Below are 17,701 nucleotides of genomic sequence, written 5' to 3'. Positions count from 1 at the left end.
CGTCTCTACACTGATGACTGATTACTGATGACTGATTACTGATTTTTGAGTGGTGGCGATCGCCACAATACCCGCAACAGAAATTCCCGATTTTTGGAGTTGAGCAATAGCTGATTTAACCGTTGCACCAGTTGTATAAATATCATCTAAAATTAAAACTGAACCCTGGGGCGGGCGACGCCGGAAATCCTGACCAATATTAAACACACCTTGCATTTCTTTTAAACGTTGACTGGGTGAGAGTTCATGCAGTGATTCCGTTTGTTTAATTCGTTCTAAACCATGAGCAGATAGGGATAAACCCGTGAATTCACAAAAACTTTTCGCTAACAATTCGGCTTGATTAAACCCGCGTTTTTTTAACTTCGCCCGGTGGAGGGGAATGGGTACAACCGTAACCGGGGAGACCCCCGACCCGGGCGTCGATAACCAAGTTTCTGCCAATCCATAGCCCAAAGGTTGGGCTAATTCGGTATGATGATTATATTTGATAGCCGCGATCGCTCGCTTGAGAACATCTTTGTACTGTCCCCAGACCCAAAGTGGCACGTCAGAGGCAAATTTAGTCCCAGGGGGAAATCGACAACGAAGTAACTGTCGTTCACAATAATCGCAAAGTTCTGTTTTTGCGGGTCGGTCACATAACGGACAGTTAGGTTTGAGAAATAAACTTAGGATCGCTTTCACAGTTGAGGTTTTGAGATGGGGAGGGGAGGTTTTGATCGAGAAACCAGGTTTCTATCTCCCACTACGACTATTTTCTATTGTTGAACTGATCGGATCAAATCGTAACTAAATTTAGTTTAAAGTGTGGATAATTTTTACGCGCTTCACGAAATTCAACCAGAGCACCGCGATATTGTCGGGGAGCCAGCCTTTTATTTAAGCCAATTGCTCCATCAGGGTTATCCGGTTTTACCCGGTTTTGTAGTTACGGATCAGTTATTTGGGGAGATTTTACAAACCATTGATTGGTTAGAACCCCTATTTGTTGATTTACCTGAATCATCCCTCTATTTTGACATCAATCAACCCCGTCAATTACAAATTATCGTTCAACACCTTTGTCAACAACTGATTGAAAGTCATTTACCCCCATCCTGGAGTCAGAAAATTCAAGACAGCATTGACCAATTAAAAGCCTCAGCGTTGATTTTTTATCCGAGTCTGAGCACTCCCGATTATTTACAAACATCGGGACTTTTTAAATCAGTGATCAGTTGGGCGGATACTCCCACAGCTTTATTGGGATTAAAACAAGCCTACTGTGAACTTTTTAGGGCTAAAAGTTTATTATATTGGCAACGATACCAGATCGAATTACAAGACCTATGTCCTGTGGTCTTAGTTCAACCCCTCCAGTCCGCGATCGCTTCCGGTTTTGTTGAAATTCGCCCTCACTGTTGGGAAATAAGCTCCACTTGGGGTTTAGAATTTTCCCTATTGTGGGGAGAAAGCCATCCCGATATTTATTTAATCCAACCCCAAACGGGAATGATTCAACAACAAAAATTAGGCTCTAAAACGATTATCTATAATTTAAAATCTTCTCCTGATCAGCCCACAAAATACCCCATTCCTCAAAAACAATTCGGAACTCAAAATACTCAGCTTCCGATTTATGTCACCTTGATTTCTGAACAACAACAAGGATTTTCCCTAACGCTGAAAGAACTACAAAAGTTGATCAATCTCATTCAAAAAGTCACACGGTTTAATCCGGAAATTACTCGATTGGATTGGCGTTTATTGCAACAGCCTCAAACTCAAGAACCTCAATTCTATCTCGTCGGGGCTAAATCTTCCGAAATCTGTCTTTCTTCTAGTTCTGTCATTTACCATTCTAGCCCCCATCAACAGCATTTTCAAGGAGTAGCTCTGGCGTCTGGAAAGTCTAAAGGAACTGCATATATCCTCACGGAAACACAACCCATACCCTCACAATTACCGGAGAATACTGTGTTAGTCGTTCCAGCAATTACTTGGGATTATTTAGCCCTATTGAAGCAGACTGTTGCTATTGTTGCTGAAAAGGGAGGAATGACCAGTCATGGCGCAATTGTGGCGCGAGAATTGGGTATACCTGCTGTTTGTGGAATCGTGAATGCAACCATGCAAATAAAAACGGGTGAGTCTATTTTTGTTGATGGAAACTATGGGGAAGTTTATGTTGTCAAGCCTGATTATTCAGTGGATCAACAGTTTTTAAAATGGAGTTTTCAGGAACAAAAACCAATTAAAACTCCTACCCATATAAACTCTACACCCCTAATGGTTAATATTAGTCAATCGAGTTCTATCCAGCGACTTCATTCTTTACCTTTACCCATTGATGGGGTAGGTCTATTTCGGTCAGAATTGATCGCTATTGAAATATTAGAATGTTCTGAATATCCGACCATAAATTCTTGGGTTTCTCAGGAAGTTGCAGACAAATTATGTGATTTTAATACCTGGATTTCATCCCAAAAACAGCAAAAATTCATTCAAGAAATGGCTGAACTCATTCATCAGATGGCTACAATTTTATCCCCTCGACCCGTTTATTATCGAGCTTTGGATTTAAGAGAAATAGAAAAATCGGTATCGGGATTAAATTATTTTTACCCTCTTCTGGGTAATGGGGAAAGTAAGAATAGGAAATTATCCTCTCAGGATAAGGATAGTATTAATAGAGGACATTTTCTGGCTTCAAATTCTCCATCTTTAGAACGTCTGATTTTATTTGATTTAGAACTTAAAGTCTTATTAAGACTGTATGAATCGGGAAATAAAAATATTCATTTAATTTTACCTTTTATTCGTTCTGTTGAGGAATTTACTATTTATAAAAAGCGGATCGAAGCATCAGAATTAATCCATTATCCTGAGTTTCAATTGTGGATTATGGCGGAAGTCCCATCGATTCTATTTTTATTACCTGATTACCTGGAAGCTGGGGTTCAAGGCATTTCAATTGGAACCAATGATCTGACCCAATTACTATTTGGAATTGATCGAAATCAAATGCAAATATTTCCAGGATTATACGAAAATCATCCTGTATTGAAAAAAGCGATAAAACAGTTAATTGAAATGGCGAAAACCGCTAATATTCCTTGTTCAATTTGTGGGGATGCTCCGGCTTTATATCCTGAATTAATCGAAGATTTAGTCCGATGGGGAATTACATCTATTTCTGTTAATTTAGATGCCGTTGAATCCACATATATGGCGATCGCTAGAGCCGAAAAACAAATTATTTCCCAAACTCTAGCGAGCGAGGACGCGCTGCTGGCGCAAAGCTAACGCCAACCCAGTACAGGAATTTCAATATTTTTGCCAGATCTTAATATTGAGTTCTTTGGAAGGCTTCTTCTGGGGAAATATTTCCGTAAATCACCGATAAAATTCCCGGTAAATAGTCATCCATGGTGGTGACACTGGTATAGATTAAATGTTTAATCAATGCCGGGTTTAGAGACGCATCTTCCGCATCTAAACTGGTTTTATATCGAAGTTCACCATCTTGAAAATTCATTTCAAAATTTCCCACCACTGTCCCATAATTAAGCAGGGTGATAAATGTCGCCATATTATAGCGTTTATAGTCAGGAACTTTCACCGGACAAACGGAATAAACCGCAATTTGCCGTTCTTCTTCCCTCACAATGGTATAACAATCAAATCGGCCGTTTTTGCCCTCTACACCCAATGCCAAGACTCGCCGATGTTCAATTTCTCTATAAACCCAACCGTCTAGGGTCATAAAGTCAATGAGAACATCAAATACGGCCCGATCTGATGGGTATTCTTGAGAAAGTAATTCCGGGTTTTGTTCTGACACAGTAAACATCCTTAATTTTCCTATATCTACAACGTTCTTTGAATAGTGGCTTCAACAATTACGCTCGATGGGAGTTATCTGGCGTTGGCATATTATACGCAATTTTATTTGCTTTGGCACTCCGGTAAACAATATTAGTTAATTCATAATAAATGGGGGGATACAAGGAGTAAAGTTGACCATAATAAAATCGATTTCGATATCGGTTATAATCCTGAATTTTTTTTCTAATTCCCGATCCTAAACGAGAAGTTTTTTCAAAGGTTTTATCACTCTGTTCAATTGTCCATTTAATTTCCTCACCCTCAACCCCGCGACTAATTAAATCAAAACACTGTTCAATCACTTGACGAATTCTTTCGCGGTCTTTAGATTGAAATTCTAGTCCCTCTTGCTCAGAATCTCTGGGTAATAACTGCAACCGATAGCATCCATTGGGATCAGCATGGGGATACCAACCGAGTTTTAAGGTATAACCCTTTTGATTAATAATCCAGTCTGTTTCCTTAAACTCAATAGATTGGAGTACGAGCAAGTTTTCATGATAAAACTGCTGATTGAGAATCCGACCATCCTGAATCAATGGATCTTCATCCCCAAAACAGTTATGAGTAATTGCCCAACCACTGGGAATATTCAGACGAACAAGGTTTGATTGCATAAATTAGGATTGACTGGACAAGAATCAAGTAAACTCAGCTATCTAGTGTGCGATCAGCAGCAATTGATCTGGCTTGGCGCTCACTTCTGACGAATTATAGTGCAATATCATATTTTTTCATTGACCGCAAGGCAAATATCCCCGTTACCGCTTCCGGATCGAAGGGTGACAGGCGGATTAATGGAGGGGTGATTGCGTTGAAGTGAGTTTATGTTTAAATATCGTATTTTAGCCTTAGTGACGCTGATATTGGCTCTGGGTGTGGGGTTGAGTTCTTCGAGTATTGCTCAACGATTTGACAAAACATCATTACCCTCAGACTCGAATGTGGAAGCCAAAGTTGATCCGCACCAATTGATTACGGTCAGACTGCGGAACAAAACCAATCAAACCCTGGTTTATGCCTTAGCCAATGATAATTCCCAGAGGTTAGCACCTGGTAAAACTGAGGAATTTTTGGTCAAAGTCGGACGTCAACCCGGAGAAACCAGCACAATTTTAATTAATACCCCGGACAATACTTACCCCTTAATTTATAGTTTTCAAGTTGTCCCTAAAAATATATTAACCGTTGAAATCAGTCCCACCAGTGCAGATAACCCCAGCCAAAAACGGACGATTTATATTGATGAACAGGGGAAAGTTTATTCTTTTTAATCAGTCATCAGTTGTAGGGGCGGGTTCATCGAGATTTAGGTAATTAGCTCATATCTAACAGAACCCGCCCTTACAAGATTACCCAAAAACGGACGATTTATATTGATCAATAGGGGAAATTTTATTCTTTTTAATCATTTATAGCAGGGAACGCCGGATCTGGGAACAGGGAACAGAACTGATAACTGATAACTGATAACTGATAACTGATGACTGAAAAGATCAGCCTGTATTTCGCATTCCAGCGGCAATTCCGTTAATAGTTAATAGGGCGCCTCGGAGTAATTCTCCTTTGCTATAACGGGAATGGACAACACCCGAAGCCACGGATTTTCCGTGTTGACGTAGGCGTTTTAACAAAGCTACCTGTAATAAACCTAAAGGAATAATCGTGGCATTGCGTAACTGTACCGAACGTTGTAAGACGGGATCATCTTCTAATAGTCGTTGATGTCCAGTGATTTCTTGGACTAACTCCACGGTGAGATAATATTCGGCGAGGATTTGCTGGAATAATACCTCAAACCGCTCAAGATCATCAGGATGACTTAATTCCCGGACATAGTGATGGGCGATTTCCATATCTACTTTAGCCAAGGTCATTTCCGTCTTAGAAATCAACACTTTAAAGAACGGCCATTTAACATAGAAATACCGCAGGAGTTTCAGATTTTCCTGGGGTGCTTCGTTGATAAATGCCTGTAAAGCGGTTCCTACCCCATACCAAGAAGGCAGTAAAAAACGGCTCTGAGTCCAGCTAAATACCCAGGGAATCGCCCTTAAACCGGAAATATCCTTTTTCTTATCCCCACTACGACGGGCGGGGCGAGAACTGATTTGTAGTTGACTAATTTCTTGAATGGGGGTGACTTGATGGAAGAATTCGGGTAAATCGGGTTCTTCATAAATTAAAGCCCGATAGTGCGCCCGCGATCGCATGGATAACTCCTCCATGATTTGATTCCAGGGATCAATCTCATCAAACCCGTTATGGAGGAGACTGGCTTGGATGGCTGCGGTGGTGACGCTTTCGAGATTAAATAACGCTAACTGCGGGAGGGAATATTTAGACGCCAGGACTTCCCCCTGTTCGGTAATTTTAATCCGGCCATTAATACTACGGCCCGGTTGAGCTAAAACTGCTTTGTAGGCTGGGCCACCCCCTCGACCCACCGAACCCCCGCGTCCGTGGAAGATGCGAAGACCCACTTTATAGGATTCAGACACATTCTGTAAGGCTTTTTGGGCTTTGTGAATTTCCCAGTTACTGCTCAAGAAACCCGAATCTTTATTACTATCGGAGTAGCCTAACATAATCTCTTGTAAAGACTGATCAGGATCATGACTCACAAGTTTATATTGTTCATAACCCCCGGCTAACATCGCCCGATATAAAGGTAATTCAAACAAGGTAGTCATCACCCGGGGAGCGCGTTTGAGATCTTCTACCGTTTCAAATAGAGGAACAACAATAACATTCCCAATTCCGGTGGCTGGATCATAAAGTCCGGCTTCTTTTGCCAAGAGTAAAACTTCCAGTAAATCACTGGCTTCATTACTCATACTAATAATATAGGTTTGGCAAATTTCCGGCCCAAATTCCTGTTGTAACTCCCGCATCACCCTAAAGGTGGTAATGGTTTCACAGGTTTTTTCAGAAAACGGTAATTCAGCCGGAATTAAAGGACGACGGGTTTGGAGTTCTGTTGCTAACCAAAGACATCTTTCTGCTTCAGAAAGCTCGGTGTAGGGTTTGGGTAAAACTTGCAGATAGTGGGTCACTTCGTTCAAAGCATTACAATGAATCGAAGACTCTTGACGCATATCTAACCTAGCCAAACTAAACCCAAAAACCTCCACCTGACAGATGAGATTTTCCAGTTCTTGACAGTTCATTCCCGTTTCTTCTAGGTTGCGTTGAATCATTTTCAACTCCGCCAAGAAATCATTCCCCGAACGATATAATTTACTCGCTTCGTGGTCAGGAACTAGACGCTCTCGGATGCGAGACATTTCGGCATTATTGTACATTTGCCAATTGCGATCGCGAGTATTTTCTAACCGTTTTTGCACATAAGATAGTTTTAAACGATAGGGTTCTTGACGATAGCGAATGGCGGTTTGATCATAGATATCGGGTAATTGTCCTTGATCTCGATCTAAAGATTCTAATAATTCTGGAAGAACATCACTCCAATGTAAGGATAAACTCAATAAACGATTGAGGCGTTTGACCGCTTCAATATATTTTTCCAGGACAACATGACGCTGATAACAAGCGGTTTTCCAGGTCACTTCCGGTGTTACCGAGGGATTTCCGTCTCGATCTGAACCCACCCAAGATCCAAATTTACAGAAATCATGTTTAGGTAATTTCAGATAGGGAAAAGAAACATTTAAGGCGTGTTTTAAGCGCTTATAAAGTTGAGGGATGGTATCAAATATAACTTCCTGAAAGTAGTGCAGGGAATAATCTACCTCATCCAGAACCGTTGGTTTAAATTGATGGAGTTCATCGGTACGCCACCAAAGCCGAATTTCTTCGGTTAGTTTTTCATGGAGTTCTTCTGTCCATTCCGACATAATGGAAGATTCTTCGATCTCCTCCGTTATAAGCCCATTAAAGCTTTCATCAACTTGATCAAGTTGTTCGAGGATCGTGGCAATGCGACGCTGTTTGGTTCTAATTGTATGGCGAACAATTTCCGTCGGGTGGGCCGTAAATACCATCCGCACATCCAATTGATCTAATAATCTTTGAATCTTTTGGGCGGGAACATTCAACTGTCTCAACATCGGAAATAGGGAATGGAATGTTGCTAACTCCCGATCCTGTTCGCTGTAATTGGTAACATTGGTTAGTGGCAGTGGACTTTCTTCTTGATCGGAAAAACGTTGATTCCGAGACTCAAAAGTAGACATTGACTTTACCGGGGAGACGGGTAACTTTCCTTTCCCTTTTCCATGGTTATAAGCAATTTGCTGTTCCCGTTGTTCATAGTGCTGTTCAACAATATTAATCAGTTGAAAATATAAGGCAAATCCTCGGGCCGCCCGAATAGCTTCGTTAATATCAAGTTGTTCAATTAACTTGAGGGCATCTGATCCTTGGAATTCTTCGGCTTGTCCTTCGGGTGAGGTCATCGATGCTAACTGATGGAGTAAGTCCACCAGTTGTTGGCCGCACTCTTGACAGAGGACGGACTCCCAGACATCCTCTATAATCTTGAGACGATTGCGTAAAAATAAATCCGAAGTGGTAGTTGGCGGGTTTGATGAAACGACCGTATTTGGAGCCTGTTCGGAAGATTGGAGCAGTGAACTCATGATCGTCTTTTCCTGTGTTGCAAGAATATCAAGTTATTGTATTGCCTAATTTCTCCTAAAACATGGAACTTTGCAGTCAAATCTGTCACCGTTCTCTATTCTATTTTTCCTGGGATTGAGGAAAATGCAGAATTGGCAGGCGATCGCCTCGGAGAATTTCCTCGCTGTTGGTGCTGAGGTTCAACATAAAATCATGGAGTGCTTTTGTTCCGAGTGCAGCTATTAATAGGGGTGTGGTGGCTAAACTTACTAACCAATCTTGGGGAAAAGCAATGCGCTCAGGACTTTTTGCCAGGGGATCATTGGTGGGGGTGGGTTGCATAGATAATTTGCGCCGCATCGCAACAACGGGGAGTTGATCTAAACTTTGGACGAATCATGCCAGAATTGTAGTCGAATTATAACAGGTCGTTTCCCCATTTGGTGAACCACGGGACTAACCCCGGAAATTGGAGTTCAATGGGATGAAATTCACGAATCGAGCCGTTTGGTAGGGGTAGGGAGTTGACTTGAAGGCTAATAAAACAGTTTTAACCGGAGAGGGTTTAGCTTTAACCCAATGGGCAGAAAAAGCCATTGGACTTGCGGATGTGCAGGTTCAAATTCGCTTGCGTGGCAATCATTTACACGTTTTGTGTGAAGCACCGATCAGTCCAGATGAAAAAATTGCTACATCTAATTTTTCTGGGGCGTTAACCCAAACAAATCTAACGGCTTTACTCCCGCCTAATCAACCGATTTACAAGATTTTTTTATCCGGTCGCAGTTTGGGGGCGGCACGACCGGATTGGACAGTCAAGCTCGAATATACAGAATTACAATTTCAGGAGGCTTCTGCTCAACCCGCTAAGTCCGTTGAAAGCTCCCCAGCGGCAGTTCCTCAACCTATTACTGAACATAAACACAACCCCTTAACAAAAATCACTGGTCTTTTTAGACGCTCTCAACCTCAAGAACTGACTCCACCCGCCCCTGTGAANGGGATGAAATTCACGAATCGAGCCGTTTGGTAGGGGTAGGGAGTTGACTTGAAGGCTAATAAAACAGTTTTAACCGGAGAGGGTTTAGCTTTAACCCAATGGGCAGAAAAAGCCATTGGACTTGCGGATGTGCAGGTTCAAATTCGCTTGCGTGGCAATCATTTACACGTTTTGTGTGAAGCACCGATCAGTCCAGATGAAAAAATTGCTACATCTAATTTTTCTGGGGCGTTAACCCAAACAAATCTAACGGCTTTACTCCCGCCTAATCAACCGATTTACAAGATTTTTTTATCCGGTCGCAGTTTGGGGGCGGCACGACCGGATTGGACAGTCAAGCTCGAATATACAGAATTACAATTTCAGGAGGCTTCTGCTCAACCCGCTAAGTCCGTTGAAAGCTCCCCAGCGGCAGTTCCTCAACCTATTACTGAACATAAACACAACCCCTTAACAAAAATCACTGGTCTTTTTAGACGCTCTCAACCTCAAGAACTGACTCCACCCGCCCCTGTGAACGGAGCAGGGGGAGCAGGGGAAGCAGGGGGAGCAGGGGAAGCAGGGGGGGGTGAGGAGACGATTCAACCCGAACCTGAACTGTTTTCCTCCCTGGCAGATGAAGGTCTGGCCTTCACTTCTATGCCTTTGGAATTTAACACCGAAGCACCTGAAGCGGTGCAAGTGTCCTCCCTGCCTGATACCCAGGAGTTAACTGCTCCTACACCACCATCGGCTGTTAACACACAACCATCCATAACCGATCAGCAACTACCAAAAGTTGTTGCCCTAGAGGTTTCGACAGAAAGTTTGGCGCGTCAGGGGTATCCTGATGCGATCGCCAGCTACCTCAGCGAAATTTTAGGGGGATTGGGGGTGGGGGTGAAGGTGACGATTCGGGAAAAATTCCCGAAAGGGAAAAAAAGCGAAGCCCTACCAGAAACAAATCCATCGGGCAGGCGGCTGTGGGTGTTGTGTGAATCGGCCTATAGTCCCGATCCCTCCCTATTAGCTCAACCCATTGCTCAACGGTTGCGACAGTTGCAGCTTGAAGGGTTCCGGGATGCTTGTATTTTGTTGCAAGTCCAGGGGGAATCTACCCCCGACTGGATGTTACGGATTGATTTAACCCCACCGGATCGGATTCTCAAACAGTGGGGACGCTGGGGAGATGAACAGGCGATCGCCTGCTTATTGAATTTGTCATTGAGTCAATTGCAGGTGGAAGTCCGAACTACCCTGAAAGAATCCACCCTGCATCTGTTCTGTACGGACGTGCCATGGCACGTCTCTACTCAACCGACTGGTGTAACAAAAAGCCGCAGGCGTCAGGTTCCCGATAAACAGGCGGTGATGGATATTGTCATCCCCCTATTGGATATCCTGGCTCCTCAAGGGATTTGCGCCGCCACGGTCTATGGTTTAGAAACCACCGCCACCCAATCTAAACCGGGTGCTCCGATTTGGGTGGATTGGTTAAATTTACCCGCTGCCCAACATTCTGACCTCCAGCCTACGGCCCTAACCTTAGCCCAACAGGGCAATCTTTCCGCCTTGCGCTTTGTTCTGAGTCGTTTAATTAATCCCGATTTGGAGCTAAAACTAGCCACCGGGGGCATTCGGGTACTGCTATTACAAAAAGCCGAATTACTCCACGTCATGACTGAGGGAGCTACCTGTCCGTCCCAGTCTCAGGTGGCCCCGGTGATTGCTCAATTTCTCCGCACCCATCGTATTAGTGGGATTTCCGGGGTGAGAATTTATGGCCGTCGCTCAGGACAGAAACTTCCTCTGTGGCGCTACGGGATCTATTTAAAAACCAGTCAACCTGATACTGTCCCCTCCGCCCTACCTGATTTTGTTAGTCCCCCAGAGGAAGGCGAAACCCTGGGAGAAAGGTCATCCCTACCCGATGGTTTAGTCCTGCGTCCTGACTTAAACCTGGATCATCTTGAAGTCGATGTTTCTCGACCCCTAAATCCCCCCTATCCCAATTGGCGAGAGGTTTTAGATCGGGGGGCTGAAGTTCTGGCTCAAGGGTTGGTGACGACCCGGTTATTTGCCCCTCGGGTGGCAATGATGGTTTCCCGACCCAGCAAAACCCACCGTTATCAAAAAATTGCCTTAGCTTTAGTTTGGGCAACCTTGGGAGGATTATTCGTCGTACAGGTAGATAAAATCCTGGGTGAATTGTTAGTAGAAATTCCCATGGATGGGGTTGGGAAAATGGTAATTACTGCTGATAATCCCAGTGATTTAGAGGAAAAAAACTCGGAAATTATCGTCGCATCAGATATTACGGAAAGTCAGAAAAATTCCAAAGAAAATAATATATTTAATGGAAGTAATTTTATTTCTTCCACGGTCAAACCCCCCAAATGCAATTTATCTGATACAAAATTAGGGTTAGAAGCCTGTAAGTTAGCTCAATTTCTTTATCCAACTTTTAAAAGCCCCCAATTAGATGAACAGTTGGCTCGATATCAGCATTTTATTTTGACGGAAAAACGCCCCCCGGATATTATGATTATTGGGAGTTCTAGGGCTTTACGGGGGATTGATCCCGGAGTTTTAGAAACGGAGTTAAAATCTCGGGGTTATGGGGAGTTAAAAGTTTATAATTTTGGGGTGAATGGGGCAACTTTACAAATTGTTGATTTAATTATTCGTCAGATTTTGCCCCCGGAACAATTGCCCAAGTTAATTATTCTAGCTGACGGGGTACGCGCCCTCAATAGTGGTCGAGTTGATCGGACTTATGAAACGATTTCTGCCTCGGAAGGTTATCAACAAATTTCTCAGGGAAGATTTCAGATTCAACCCCAAATTGAGCAGAAGCAGCCATCTATTCTAGGTTGGCAATCTAATTTGGTTGGAAAGTTTCGTCAGGGAGAGTTGAATTTTGAGCAGTTTCAAACGGAATTAAATCAACAGTTTGTGGGCTATTCACAGGTTTATGGACAACGCGATCGCCTGCAATTTCTGTTACAGTCTATAGTCAGGGGAGAAGGGTTTAAAAGCCAGATTGAATCCCCTGTGGATGAAGCTGAACCTTTTAATGACCAATCCCTAAAAACCTCTGAGTTTTTACCCAGTGGATTTTTACCTTTATCGACTCAGTTCATTCCTGAAGTTTATTATAAAAATCATTCTCAAGTTTCTGGCTATTATGATGGAGACTATCAAGGGTTTGAATTAGAGGGAAAACAAACCACTGCTTTAAAAAATCTGATTGAATATGTAGACTCTAAAAATATTGATTTGGTGTTTGTCAATATGCCCCTGACCCAAGATTATTTGGATCAAATTCGGATGGCTTACGAACAAAAGTTTAGGGATTTTATGCACTCTATCAGTCAAGAAACGGAACTCACTTTTATCGATTTATCCAGCGAATGGTTACAAAATTATAATTATTTTTCTGATCCGAGTCACTTAAATCAATATGGTGCTGTGGCTGTTTCTCAAAAGTTAGTTGAACTGGATCAAATTCCTTGGCCGAGGAGAAAGTAGGGAATTCGGACAGTCAATTGATTAATCTCCGTAAAACCGCAAACTTTCTTAACAAGAATAGTAATATGAAATCCTTATTTTTTATTGAATGTCCTAACCGTCCTAACTGTCCTTGTATTTTTGCTCTAGTTGTGAGAACATTGTTGTGAGAATATTTCAGCATAATTCCCCGCTGGAATAGACTTACAAAAAATTAGTCAATAGAAGGAAAACTCATGTCTGACATCAAAAAACTTGGTCAATCTTGGATATTTAATTGGTTTTTTGGCTTTAGCGAGATCCCTACGGATGAAGATTGTTGCATTTATATGAAATCAGTTTTATGTTGCGCTAAAGGAGATGGAGTTCTCTCAAGCGAAGAAAAAGATTGGGCTATTGGATTCTGTGCATCCTGGGGAGTAGCAGACTGGGTAATTGAAGAGCTAAAAGCATACGAAGCAGATGAAGATATTGAAGAAGTCATTGCTCGCTCTCCTCAAGTATCTATTGCACAAAGAGATTTACTTCTCACAGCAATTAGTGCTTCTGCTGCTGATGGAAAACTTCATGAAGATGAAAAGAAAAAAATTCGGCAAATAGCTTCTATTATAGGAGTCGAAGAAGATATAGTAGAGCAGTTAGAGCAGCTACACCAAGAAGAATTAGCATTACGGCAAAAGCGTGTTAAGCTGCTATATCCAGAGAAAAGCCCCTATTAGTAATCTACTTCTAAGTAACTATATTCAACCCCAACGCTAAACAATTCAAAGTGTATGGGATGGAAATTTTGGGCGTTGTATAAATATGGTATGTTTTGGCGATTAAACCTTTGAAAAGTCGTTCAAATGGGGCTAAATTATTCCATGATTTTGCAACGCCTAACCTAATTTTGAATCTGATAAATATTGAGCAGGTTTGGACAGTGCGGTGGTCAGTACGTCCCTGAAACCTTAATGTGGCCATTAAGTAAGTTGGAAAGCGCGTTTTATCAATATCGTAAAGAGCCGAGTTTCCAAGCTGAACTACAAGATGCGAGAAACTCTCTGTCCTCAATTAGATAATAGCCCTTGTGTTATCCTCAACGGTTCTGCAAGAGGTGATAGAGATGTCCAAACTGTCATTAGAATTCCAGCATTTGTTTAAGGGTAAACAACTTGGAAAAAACTTGCCTTGAGTTTCTTCTATTACATTCCCTCCCATTTTTGTCACAATAGAAGTATTTAAACGGTTATTCCGTATATTAGGAACCCCATTATGCTGACGCTCTATCTATTCTGTCTTACCATTGGCGGGGGTTTTGTGATTTTGTCCGCCTTTGCTGGACTGGACGGGATCGATTTTGATACTCATTTTGAGATGGATGTGGAACTGTCTGAACCCGCTAAGGATGCAGAAACTCTTACATCCAGAACTTATCGAAAATCCCCTAAACCATCGTTTCACTTCCCCTTTTTAACGTTACGATTTTGGACGTTTGGCGGTTGTTTTTTTGGCTTAACCGGATTTATTTTAACAAAACTTAATCCTCTCCTCCCTCCGGCGGTGATTTTTGCAATTTCCCTAGGAATTGGAGTTAGCTTTGGAACCATAATTGTAGGAATTTTAGGCAAACTGCACCGACAACAAGCCAATAGTTTAATTTTATCTGAAGATATGATTGGATTATCGGGAACCGTTGAAATTCCCTTTGATCAAAACTGCAAAGGTAAAGTCCGATTATATCTGAAAGAATCCATGGTAGATGTTGTCGCCATTACCGAAGATACCCATAGCTTTGAAAAAGGGGATAAAGTTTTTGTCGTTGGTAGAAGTCATAATAAGGTCTTAGTCATTTCCGAGGAAAACTTGAATTAAGGATTAAGATTGAGGAGAATCTCAAAAAGATCAAAGATAATAGATAATTAATACTCTCCCAATCCCCTAATTTTAATCATGGGGATTTCCCAGTTCCCTCTCAACTGATTCATTGGAGTAAAAATGACCCAAAATTATATTCCCAAAATTCACAATTCACCGATGATCACGGAAGTTGCCCAAGTTCCTAACGCGGATACTCCTCCTGACAATAGTTCTGGTAGTATTGGAACGGCTTTACCCGTCGCCCTTTCTATTTTTGGTGTGATTGTTTTTCTCTGGTTTCTGAATACCTTCCTCCAAATTTGTAAACCCAATGAAATTTTGATTTTATCCGGTCGTAAACGTCGGAATAAAGAGGGACAGGAACTGGGTTATCGGGTAATTTTTGGCGGTCGGACAATGTGTATTCCGATTTTAGAAACCGTTAAAACCATGGATTTACGGACAATGCCCGTACGAGTGGAAATTAAAAATGCCTATTCTAAAGGAGGAACTCCGTTAAATATTCAGGCGATCGCTAATGTTAAAATATCTAATGATCGACAAATTGTGGGAAATGCGATCGAACGGTTTTTAGAGCGCGATCGTTCAGAAATTTCTCGGGTTGCTAAGGAAACCTTAGAAGGAAATTTACGCGGTGTTGTGGGAACTTTAACCCCAGAACAATTAAACGAAGACCGTCTACAATTTGCCGAAAGTATCGCCGAAGATGTCTCCCGGGATTTATCAAAATTAGGCCTACAATTAGATACTTTAAAAATTCAAAGTGTTTCCGATGATGTGGATTATCTCAACTCCATTGGTCGCCGTCAAATTGCTTTAATTGTGCGAGATGCGGAAATCGCCGAATCGAATGCCATGGCCGAAGCTGAACAAACTGAAGCCGACTGTCGGCGACAAGCAGAAGTGGCAAAAACCCAAGCCCAAACTATTGTTTTACAGAAAGGAAATGAACTGAGAAAAATCAAAGCCGAATTAGAACAACAAGCCCGTTCTGAAGAAGAAAGAACCACCGCAGCCGGGGAAGAAGCCCGGGCAAAAGCGGAACAATTATTACAAACTGTCAGGGCAGAATTAGAGCGGTTACGGTTAGAATCCGATGAGGTTTTACCCGCCGATGCTCAACGTCAAGCGCAGGAATTAAGAGCCCGAGGAGAGGCGGCATCTTTAACTGAAAATGCCTTGGCGGCGGCGACGGTAACGGATTTATTAAATCAAGTTTGGCAGGAAACGGGGTCAGATGCTTCGGAATTATTTAATTTACAACAAATTGAAATGATTCTGCGGGAAGCGGCTAAGGTTCCTAACCGGGTGAAGTTACAAAATATTAATGTTATTGATAGTGGGGATGGGAAATCTGTTGCGGGTGTGGTTAATATCTATCCTGAAATTTTCCGGCAGTTTTTGGAAACGGTTGAGCATATTTTGGGGGTTAAATTGTCGGCAAAATAGCATCTTTAAGATTGCGCTTAAGCGCAACAACGGCGCAACAACATATTTTAGGAGATTTTAAACATGGGAATTATCATTGCCTTATTAGGGGTTTTAGGATTAGGAACGGGGGCGGGATTTTTAATTATTCGCAACCTATACTATATTTGTCAACCCAGTGAAGTGTTGATTTTTGCGGGAAGTCGTAGCACTGTTGAAGGCGGAAAGGATGTTGGGTATCGTTTAGTTAAAGGAGGAAGTAGCATTAGAATTCCTTTATTAGAAGACGCTTTTCGGATGGATTTAACCAATATGATTATTGAGTTAAAAGTTTCCAATGCCTATTCTAAAGGTGGGATTCCGTTAACGGTTGAAGGGGTGGCTAATATTAAAATTGCCGGGGAAGAACCGACAATTCATAATGCCATTGAACGGTTACTAGGCAAGAGTCGGAAGGAGATTGAACAATTAGCAAAAGAAACCTTAGAAGGGAATTTACGCGGTGTTTTAGCAAGTTTAACCCCGGAACAGGTGAATGGGGATAAATTAGCTTTTGCTAAAAGTTTATTAGAGGAAGCAGAGGATGATTTAGAAAAGTTGGGGTTGGTGTTAGATACCTTGCAGGTTCAAAATATCTTTGATGAAGTGGGATATTTGGATTCTATTGGTAGAAAACAACGGGCAGATTTATTCCGAGATTCTCGAATTGCTGAGGCTAAAGCCCATGCGGAAGCAATTATTCAAACCGCAGAAAATGAAAAGAATACGTCTTTGAAAAAGTTGGAAACTGATATTGAAGTTGCCAAAGCGGAGGCAGAAAGACGGGTTAAAGATGCCGTGACTAAACGACAAGCTGTAATTGCGGAATCGGAATCAGAAACGGCTTCTAAGGTGGCAAAAACCCAGGCTCAAGTGTTAGTTCAGCAAGCCCGAATTAAGCAAGTCGAACAACAGTTACAGGCGGATGTGGTTGCCCCCGCTGAGGCTCAATGTAAACGGGCTATGGCTGAAGCTAAAGGGAATGCGTCCCAAATATTGGAAGCGGGAAAAGCTCAAGCGGAAGCGACTAAAAGATTAGCTGAATCTTGGAAGTTAGCGGGGTCAAATGCCAGGGAGATTTTCCTCTATCAAAAATTAGAAGTATTGTTAAAAACCATTGTGGAAACGGTTCCTGAAGTTGCAGTAGATAATGTTACCGTTGTCAATAGTCAGCAAGGAGGAACTGCGACAAAGTTGGCGGCTTTTTTAACGGAATTGAAGCAAACAACTGGGATTGATGTGGCAGAAACCATTGAAACCATGAGTCGAAATCATTCCCCATCCCAACCGATTCCTCCGATTGTCCCTCAACCGTTAAAATCAGTACCCCAAAATTCCCCCGACTCCAATTCAGAACCCTAATTCTGTTGTAAAAAAGGCTGGAAATTAAACCGTAGGGGCGAGGTCTCCTCGCCCTAACTTGGAATTTAGGTA

General features: G+C 42.1%; 12 protein-coding genes. 7 read left to right on the top strand and 5 right to left on the bottom strand.

Annotated elements, in window-relative coordinates; all coding sequences use genetic code 11:
* Window positions 1-21: 21 nt before the first annotated feature.
* Entirely contained in the window at window positions 22-687 is a 666-nt protein-coding gene (locus tag PL11201_RS24840) for a ComF family protein (RefSeq protein WP_234996833.1), read from the bottom strand.
* Between the two features lie 123 nt (window positions 688-810).
* On the opposite strand from PL11201_RS24840, the gene PL11201_RS24835 reads away from it, so the two are divergent.
* On the top strand, window positions 811-3,288 hold the full coding sequence (locus tag PL11201_RS24835) for a putative PEP-binding protein (RefSeq protein ID WP_079681507.1): 2,478 nt from the start codon (window positions 811-813) through the stop codon (window positions 3,286-3,288).
* 40 nt (window positions 3,289-3,328) lie between these two features.
* Here PL11201_RS24835 and PL11201_RS24830 read toward each other — a convergent pair whose 3' ends face one another.
* The gene (locus tag PL11201_RS24830) at window positions 3,329-3,835 is read right to left on the bottom strand and encodes a type III secretion system chaperone family protein (protein ID WP_079681506.1); all 507 of its coding nucleotides are present in this window, start codon (window positions 3,833-3,835) and stop codon (window positions 3,329-3,331) included.
* A 49-nt stretch (window positions 3,836-3,884) separates the two neighbouring features.
* Window positions 3,885-4,487 (bottom strand): hypothetical protein, encoded by a 603-nt coding sequence (locus PL11201_RS24825; protein ID WP_079681505.1) that lies wholly within the window; start codon window positions 4,485-4,487, stop codon window positions 3,885-3,887.
* A gap of 210 nt (window positions 4,488-4,697) precedes the next feature.
* On the opposite strand from PL11201_RS24825, the gene PL11201_RS24820 reads away from it, so the two are divergent.
* Window positions 4,698-5,144 (top strand): hypothetical protein, encoded by a 447-nt coding sequence (locus tag PL11201_RS24820; RefSeq protein ID WP_079681504.1) that lies wholly within the window; start codon window positions 4,698-4,700, stop codon window positions 5,142-5,144.
* A 222-nt stretch (window positions 5,145-5,366) separates the two neighbouring features.
* On the opposite strand, the gene ppc is transcribed toward PL11201_RS24820, so the two are convergent.
* The gene (ppc, locus tag PL11201_RS24815; RefSeq protein ID WP_079681503.1) at window positions 5,367-8,471 is read right to left on the bottom strand and encodes a phosphoenolpyruvate carboxylase; all 3,105 of its coding nucleotides are present in this window, start codon (window positions 8,469-8,471) and stop codon (window positions 5,367-5,369) included.
* 100 nt (window positions 8,472-8,571) lie between these two features.
* Window positions 8,572-8,811: a hypothetical protein gene (locus tag PL11201_RS24810; RefSeq protein ID WP_079681502.1), complete on the bottom strand. Its 240-nt coding sequence runs from the start codon at window positions 8,809-8,811 to the stop codon at window positions 8,572-8,574.
* A gap of 688 nt (window positions 8,812-9,499) precedes the next feature.
* On the opposite strand from PL11201_RS24810, the gene PL11201_RS24800 reads away from it, so the two are divergent.
* From PL11201_RS24800 to PL11201_RS24780, 5 genes are all read left to right on the top strand, one after another.
* The gene (locus tag PL11201_RS24800; protein ID WP_079681500.1) at window positions 9,500-12,961 is read left to right on the top strand and encodes a hypothetical protein; all 3,462 of its coding nucleotides are present in this window, start codon (window positions 9,500-9,502) and stop codon (window positions 12,959-12,961) included.
* A gap of 215 nt (window positions 12,962-13,176) precedes the next feature.
* Window positions 13,177-13,659, top strand: a complete 483-nt coding sequence (locus PL11201_RS24795; protein ID WP_079681499.1) for a TerB family tellurite resistance protein — start codon at window positions 13,177-13,179, stop codon at window positions 13,657-13,659.
* A 535-nt stretch (window positions 13,660-14,194) separates the two neighbouring features.
* The gene (locus tag PL11201_RS24790; RefSeq protein ID WP_079681498.1) at window positions 14,195-14,794 is read left to right on the top strand and encodes an NfeD family protein; all 600 of its coding nucleotides are present in this window, start codon (window positions 14,195-14,197) and stop codon (window positions 14,792-14,794) included.
* A 162-nt stretch (window positions 14,795-14,956) separates the two neighbouring features.
* Window positions 14,957-16,249, top strand: coding sequence for a flotillin family protein (locus tag PL11201_RS24785; RefSeq protein WP_369821853.1), 1,293 nt, complete (start codon window positions 14,957-14,959; stop codon window positions 16,247-16,249).
* A gap of 63 nt (window positions 16,250-16,312) precedes the next feature.
* Window positions 16,313-17,629: a flotillin family protein gene (locus tag PL11201_RS24780; protein ID WP_079681496.1), complete on the top strand. Its 1,317-nt coding sequence runs from the start codon at window positions 16,313-16,315 to the stop codon at window positions 17,627-17,629.
* The last annotated feature ends 72 nt before the right edge of the window (window positions 17,630-17,701 follow it).

It is taken from the genome of Planktothrix sp. PCC 11201, assembly GCF_900009135.1.
Classification (GTDB): Bacteria; Cyanobacteriota; Cyanobacteriia; order Cyanobacteriales; family Microcoleaceae; genus Planktothrix.
The sequence above is the reverse complement of the archived record's forward strand: the minus strand, read 5'-3'. Positions and strand labels throughout refer to the sequence as shown.

Coding starts and splice junctions, on each gene's coding strand:
- PL11201_RS24830 (WP_079681506.1), bottom strand. CDS start 3,835: ATGTTTACTGTGTCAGAACAAAACCCGGAATTACTTTCTCAAGAATAC.
- PL11201_RS24785 (WP_369821853.1), top strand. CDS start 14,957: ATGATCACGGAAGTTGCCCAAGTTCCTAACGCGGATACTCCTCCTGAC.
- PL11201_RS24795 (WP_079681499.1), top strand. CDS start 13,177: ATGTCTGACATCAAAAAACTTGGTCAATCTTGGATATTTAATTGGTTT.
- PL11201_RS24790 (WP_079681498.1), top strand. CDS start 14,195: ATGCTGACGCTCTATCTATTCTGTCTTACCATTGGCGGGGGTTTTGTG.
- PL11201_RS24780 (WP_079681496.1), top strand. CDS start 16,313: ATGGGAATTATCATTGCCTTATTAGGGGTTTTAGGATTAGGAACGGGG.
- PL11201_RS24825 (WP_079681505.1), bottom strand. CDS start 4,487: ATGCAATCAAACCTTGTTCGTCTGAATATTCCCAGTGGTTGGGCAATT.
- ppc (WP_079681503.1), bottom strand. CDS start 8,471: ATGAGTTCACTGCTCCAATCTTCCGAACAGGCTCCAAATACGGTCGTT.
- PL11201_RS24820 (WP_079681504.1), top strand. CDS start 4,698: ATGTTTAAATATCGTATTTTAGCCTTAGTGACGCTGATATTGGCTCTG.
- PL11201_RS24810 (WP_079681502.1), bottom strand. CDS start 8,811: ATGCGGCGCAAATTATCTATGCAACCCACCCCCACCAATGATCCCCTG.